Below are 5,897 nucleotides of genomic sequence, written 5' to 3' on the forward strand. Positions count from 1 at the left end.
CCCGGTTGGCGTGGCTTCGGCCCCGGCGCGGCGGCCCGGCCCGCGACCGGCTGGTCGGCTGGACGCTGCGGGAGGCCGCCGTCCTCGGCCTCACCGGGTTCGGCGTGCCGGCGCCGTTCGCCCGCGACCTGCTCGCCGGCGACGACCCCGAGCCCGCCCTGGAGAAGCACCTGCCGGAGCCGGTCGACCGGATCCTCATCCAGGCCGACCTGACCGCGGTCGCGCCGGGCCCGCTGGTCACCGAGCTGAGCCGGGAGCTGGCGCTCGCCGCCGACGTCGAGTCGACCGGCGGGGCGACCGTGTACCGGTTCACGCCCGAGTCGGTCCGCCGCGCCCTGGACGCCGGGCGCACCGCGGGCGACCTCACCGGCCTGCTGACCCGGCACTCGGCGACACCGCTGCCGCAGCCGCTCACCTACCTCATCGACGACGTCGCGCGCCGGCACGGGCACCTGCGGGTCGGGTCCCTCTCCTCCTACGTGCGGACCGACTCCGCCGGCACGCTCGACGAGATCCTCGCCGACCGGCGCTCGGACGCGCTGCGGCTCCACCGGCTCGCCCCGACGGTGCTGGCGTCCAGCATGCACCGCGCCGAGCTCCTCGACGGGCTCCGCGCGATGGGCCTGGCACCGGTCGCCGAGTCGCCCGGCGGCGGGGTGATCGTGACCCGGCCGGACGCGCAGCGCGCCGAGCCGCCGCCGACCGCCGAGATCGTCCGGTTGCGGCCGGACGAGACCGCCGACACCTCGATGATCTCCGCGGCGGTGCGCGCGCTGCGGGCCGGCGACGAGGCGTCCCGGCACGGCGCCGAGCAGGCCCGGCTGCGCGCGGACGCCCCGTCCGGCGACCCGCCCCGGTCCCCGGCGATGGCGACGATCGAGCGGCTGCGCGGCGCGGTCGACCGCGGCGGCCGGGTCTGGATCGGCTACCTCGACCAGCAGGGCCAGGCGTCCAGCCGGATCGTCGAGCCGGTCCGGGTGGAGGGCGGGTTCCTCACCGGCTACGACGCGACCCGCGCGGCCGTGCACCGCTTCGCCCTGCACCGCATCACCGGCGTCGCCGAGCTGGACGAGGAGCCCGGCGAGTCCTGACCCGCCGCCGGCTTCGGTTCAGGTGGAACCGGCGGGACGTCCGTTCTGTCCAACCAGGTGTCGTGTCGGGCGGGTAGCGTGCCCTCGAGCACGAGGAGGCTTCGGGTGAGCGGATACGGAGGGCGACCGCCGGGCTGGCAGGACCCCTACGGCGGCTACGGCGGCACGCCGGGGTGGGACGACCCCGGCGGCTACGGCCAGCCGGGGTACGGGCAGCCGGGCTACGGGCAGCCTGGGTACCCGTACGGGCCTCCGGGCGTGCCGCAGGCCCCCACGAGCAACGGCTCCACCATCGCGGCCCTGGTGTGCAACTGCGTCGTGGCGGTGCTGTGCTGCAACATCGTCGCCATCCCCGGCATCGTCACCGGCGCGCTCGCGCTCGGCCGCGTCAACACCGACCCGCAGTCGGCCCGGAAGCTGACGATCTGGAGCTGGTCGCTGTTCGCCGCGTCCATCCTGATCGGGATCGTCATCGCGGTCGTCTACTTCGCGATCATCGCCACCAGCGACCCGGGCTACACCTCGACCGACGGCGTCTGAACCGGGCAACCGCGCCCAGCGGTTCCCCTCTGCCGCCGCCGAGGCAATATCGGGGCCGGTTCCGGTGTTGAACCTGCGGTCCCGTCCGGAACGCGCGACGCACCGGCACGCCTCGGGTAGCGTGCACGGCGTCCGGACGAGCCATCGCGATCATCGACGGGGGCTTCTGCATTGACCGACGGTCCGCTCATCGTCCAATCCGACAAGACCCTGCTGCTGGAGGTCGACCACGAACTGGCCGGCGCCTGCCGCAAGGACATCGCCCCGTTCGCCGAGCTCGAACGGGCGCCCGAGCACGTCCACACCTACCGCGTCACGCCGCTCGCGCTGTGGAACGCCCGCGCCGCCGGCCACGACGCCGAGCAGGTCGTCGACACCCTGATCAAGTACTCCCGCTACCCCGTGCCGCACGCGCTGCTGGTGGACGTCGCCGACACGATGGCGCGGTACGGGCGGCTGCGGCTGGAGAAGCACCCCGTGCACGGGCTCGTCCTGTCCTCCTCGGACCGCTCGGTCCTGGAGGAGGTGCTCCGCGCCAAGAAGATCAAGGGCATGATCGGCGACCGGATCTCCGACGACGCCGTCGTCGTGCACCCGAGCGAGCGCGGCTCGCTGAAGCAGGCGCTGCTCAAGATCGGCTGGCCCGCCGAGGACCTGGCCGGCTACGTCGACGGCGAGGCGCACGCCATCTCCCTCGTCGAGGACGGCTGGGAGCTGCGCTCCTACCAGCGCGAGGCCGCCGAGGCGTTCTGGCACGGCGGGTCCGGCGTCGTCGTCCTGCCGTGCGGCGCCGGCAAGACCATCGTCGGCGCCGCCGCGATGGCCCGCGCCGAGGCGACCACGCTGATCCTCGTCACCAACACCGTCTCGGCGCACCAGTGGAAGCAGGAGCTGATCAAGCGCACCTCGCTCACCGAGGACGAGATCGGCGAGTACACCGGCACCAAGAAGGAGATCCGGCCGGTCACCATCGCGACCTACCAGATCATGACGACGCGCCGGAAGGGCGCCTACACGCACCTGGAGCTGTTCGACGCCCGCGACTGGGGACTGGTCGTCTACGACGAGGTCCACCTGCTGCCGGCGCCGATCTTCCGGATGACCGCGGACCTGCAGGCCCGCCGCCGCATCGGCCTCACCGCCACCCTCGTCCGCGAGGACGACCGCGAGGGCGACGTGTTCTCCCTCATCGGGCCGAAGCGCTACGACGCGCCGTGGAAGGACATGGAGACGCAGGGCTGGATCGCGCCCGCCGACTGCGTCGAGGTCCGCGTCACCCTCACCGACTCCGAACGGCTCGCCTACGCCACCGCCGAGCCCGAGGAGCGGTACCGCTTCTGCGCCACCACCGACACCAAGACCAAGCTCATCCAGGCGCTCGTCGACCGGCACCGGGGCGAGCAGACCCTCGTCATCGGCCAGTACATCGACCAGCTCGACGAGCTCGGCGCGCTGCTGGACGCCCCGGTCATCAAGGGCGAGACCCGGGTGCGCGAGCGCGAGCGGCTGTTCGACGCGTTCCGGTCCGGCGAGCTGAACGTGCTGGTCGTGTCCAAGGTCGCGAACTTCTCCATCGACCTGCCGGAGGCGACCGTCGCCGTCCAGGTGTCGGGCGCGTACGGGTCGCGGCAGGAGGAGGCGCAGCGCCTCGGCCGGCTGCTGCGGCCGAAGGCGTCCGGGAAGGGCGCCCGCTTCTACGCCGTCGTCGCCCGCGACACCCTCGACCAGGACTACGCCGCGCACCGGCAGCGGTTCCTCGCCGAGCAGGGCTACGCGTACCGGATCGTCGACGCCGACGCGGTCCTGGCCGGCGACGACGTCTGAGCGCGCGGAAGGCCCGGCGTCGCGCGCGCCGGGCCTTCCGCGGGTCCGTGTCCCGTGTCAGCCGATGGTGGCGATGCCGTCGATGCCGACCGCCGGACGCCCGGACGTCCCCGCCACCACGATCTTGATGGTGTGCGCGCCCGCGGTGCTCCACGACCGCGTCCACGCGATCTGCCGGTACGCCGTCTTGGACGCGCGGGTGTCGAGCGTGCCGGCCGCCTTGCCGTCCACGTAGACGGTGACCGCGCCCGTGTTCGCCGCCCGCTTGACGATCAGCCCCGCGGCGCGGCCGGTGAACGTCCAGCTCGCACTGGCGCCCTTGGCGCTGCTGTACAGCCCGTATCCGCCGAGGTAGTCCTCGGTCTTCGGCACCTGCCTCCAGACCCCGGTGCGCGTCGACCGGCCCTCCGGGATCAGCGCGACGCTCCGCGAGACCGCGGACGCCGCGGTGTTCCCGGCGGCGTCGGCGGCGGTCAGCGCCCACGACTGCGCCGCGCCGGGCGTCGCCGTCGCCGCCCAGGTCGTCGCGGTGCCCGCGAACGCCTTGGCGGCCGGCGACGTCGCCTTGACGGAGTTGAGCAGCGCGTTGTCGGTCGCCTTCCAGCCGAGCGTGACGGGGACCGACGTCGGCGCCACCGTCCCCACCCGCAGCGCGAGCGCCGGCGGCGTGGCGAAGACGGGCTTGGTCACGTCCGCGACGACCGTGTAGTCGGGCGAGTCGGCGGTGCCGCCGCTCCCGTACGCGGCGCGCAGCGCGACCTTATGCGTGCCCGGCTTCAGCGCCAGCGTCGCGGACTTCGCGCCCGCCGCCGGCGTCGCCGCCACCGCCCCGTCCACCAGCACCTGGTACGTCGTGGAAGCCGCCGGCTCCCACCCGACCGTCACCGTGCTCTGCGTGTAGTAGCGCCCGCTCACGTTCGCGGCGCCGGACAGCGTCGCCGTGACCGACGGGGTGACGAGCTTCTTCGCGGCCGTCCGGATCGCGCCGAGCTTGCTGTACAGCTGGTCACCCGGGCACGCCGTCGCGAACCCGTCCCGGTGCCCCGAGATCGTATAGAAGGAGACCTGCTTCCCGTACGGGTACTTCCCGTCGGTGACGTTCGACGTCAGCGTCGTCTTGCCCGCCGGGTCGACGCCCGTCAGGCTCAGCTTCCAGGCGGCGATCCTCGCGACACCGGTCAGCGCCGCCTGCGTCGGCGCGACGCCCGACGGCGTCTGGTCCTTGGTGGTGTAGGTCCCGAGGACGGCGACGCCGGTCGTGTCGGTGTTGAACCCGTAGGTGTGCGCGCCGTGCACCGGACGCGCGACACCGCCCGAGCGGCCCGCGTAGATCGTGCCGCACTTGTCCACGAGGAAGTTGTAGCCGATGTCGTTCCAGCCCAGGCTCTTCACGTGGTACAGGAAGATCGACCGCACCACGGACGGCGCCTCGGCGCAGGTGTAGGAGTTGCCGGTGTCCGAGTGGTGCACGAACACGGCCTTCACCGACGAGTCGTACTGGATCGGATCCTTGATGAGGCTGTCGTCCGCGCCCCACTGCGCCCGCGTCACGATCGGCGGCTTCGGCGCCGTCACGGCCGCGGCCTGGACCCGCGCAGAGGGCGACGGGGCGGGCTCGGTCGCCGCGACCAGCTTCGCGTCGCCGCCTCCTGCTCCTGCGGCACGAGGACCGCCGCTCCCGCCCACGGACGACGTCGTCCCGGTGCCGGGATCCACGAGATCGACCCGCAGCCCGGCCGGAAGCGTCCTGCCGTGCCCGGCCACCCGCACCTCGACACCGTTGGACGGGCCGACCCACAGCCCGCTCGTCCCAGACCTCTGACCCGTCTTGGCGTCGGGCGCGTCGTCGGTGTCCGGCTGCACGGCCCGCCACCCGGACCATTTCCCGGACGCCTTGCCGCGGGTGCGCACCCGCACCGTCCCGTCCAGCTCGGAACGCGGCTTCTCCCACGTCACACCGACCATGCTGAACGGCTTCGTGGACGCGGCCGGCAATCCGACGACCTTCTTCGCCGCAGTGCTGCCGGGCATGTCCCGCAGCCCGTACCGGTACACCTGCCCCGGATCGGGCCGGCTCTTCGCGGACGTCGCGGCGCCGGAACCGGCGGTGACCACATAGGTCACCGTCCCCGCCACGACCACCGCGGCGACGGACGCGCCGACCAGAGTTCGCCTGACCATGTCTCTCCCCGTTCACCACCCGGCCCCGCACCACGCCGGCCGGCCGACCCCGTATTCGCCCTGATCCTGCCGTTGCAAGAACACCACCACAAGCCCATGCACATCACAGATGCCATGTCATAACCGCCGACACACCGCGACCTGCATCATGCCCACCTGACCACGGTCGGCCAGGCCCTGGGGCCGGTCGCCCGACTACCCCTGGAAATGCGGAAGGCCCCGCCGAAACGGCGGGGCCTTCCTAAAAAATGTCCGGCGGTG

4 protein-coding genes are annotated in these 5,897 nt (G+C 73.1%); 3 read left to right on the forward strand and 1 reads right to left on the reverse strand.

The window, feature by feature from the left end:
* From ABD296_RS48660 to ABD296_RS48670, 3 genes are all read left to right on the forward strand, one after another.
* Positions 1–1,091, forward strand: a 1,091-nt coding sequence (locus ABD296_RS48660; protein ID WP_344285119.1) for a helicase-associated domain-containing protein, incomplete at its 5' end; no start/stop codon positions are given.
* Positions 1,092–1,196: 105 nt separating this feature from the next.
* On the forward strand, positions 1,197–1,631 hold the full coding sequence (locus tag ABD296_RS48665; RefSeq protein WP_344285122.1) for a hypothetical protein: 435 nt from the start codon (positions 1,197–1,199) through the stop codon (positions 1,629–1,631).
* Positions 1,632–1,802: 171 nt separating this feature from the next.
* Positions 1,803–3,455: a DNA repair helicase XPB gene (locus ABD296_RS48670; protein WP_344285125.1), complete on the forward strand. Its 1,653-nt coding sequence runs from the start codon at positions 1,803–1,805 to the stop codon at positions 3,453–3,455.
* A gap of 57 nt (positions 3,456–3,512) precedes the next feature.
* Here ABD296_RS48670 and ABD296_RS48675 read toward each other — a convergent pair whose 3' ends face one another.
* The gene (locus ABD296_RS48675) at positions 3,513–5,636 is read right to left on the reverse strand and encodes a peptidoglycan recognition protein family protein (RefSeq protein WP_344285128.1); all 2,124 of its coding nucleotides are present in this window, start codon (positions 5,634–5,636) and stop codon (positions 3,513–3,515) included.
* Positions 5,637–5,897: the final 261 nt, after the last annotated feature.

It is taken from the genome of Actinomadura napierensis, assembly GCF_039529375.1.
Lineage (GTDB): Bacteria > Actinomycetota > Actinomycetes > Streptosporangiales > Streptosporangiaceae > Spirillospora > Spirillospora napierensis.

Bases quoted from the DNA above. Each gene is read 5' to 3' on its own strand.
- ABD296_RS48675 (WP_344285128.1), bottom strand. From the start codon at position 5,636: ATGGTCAGGCGAACTCTGGTCGGCGCGTCCGTCGCCGCGGTGGTCGTG.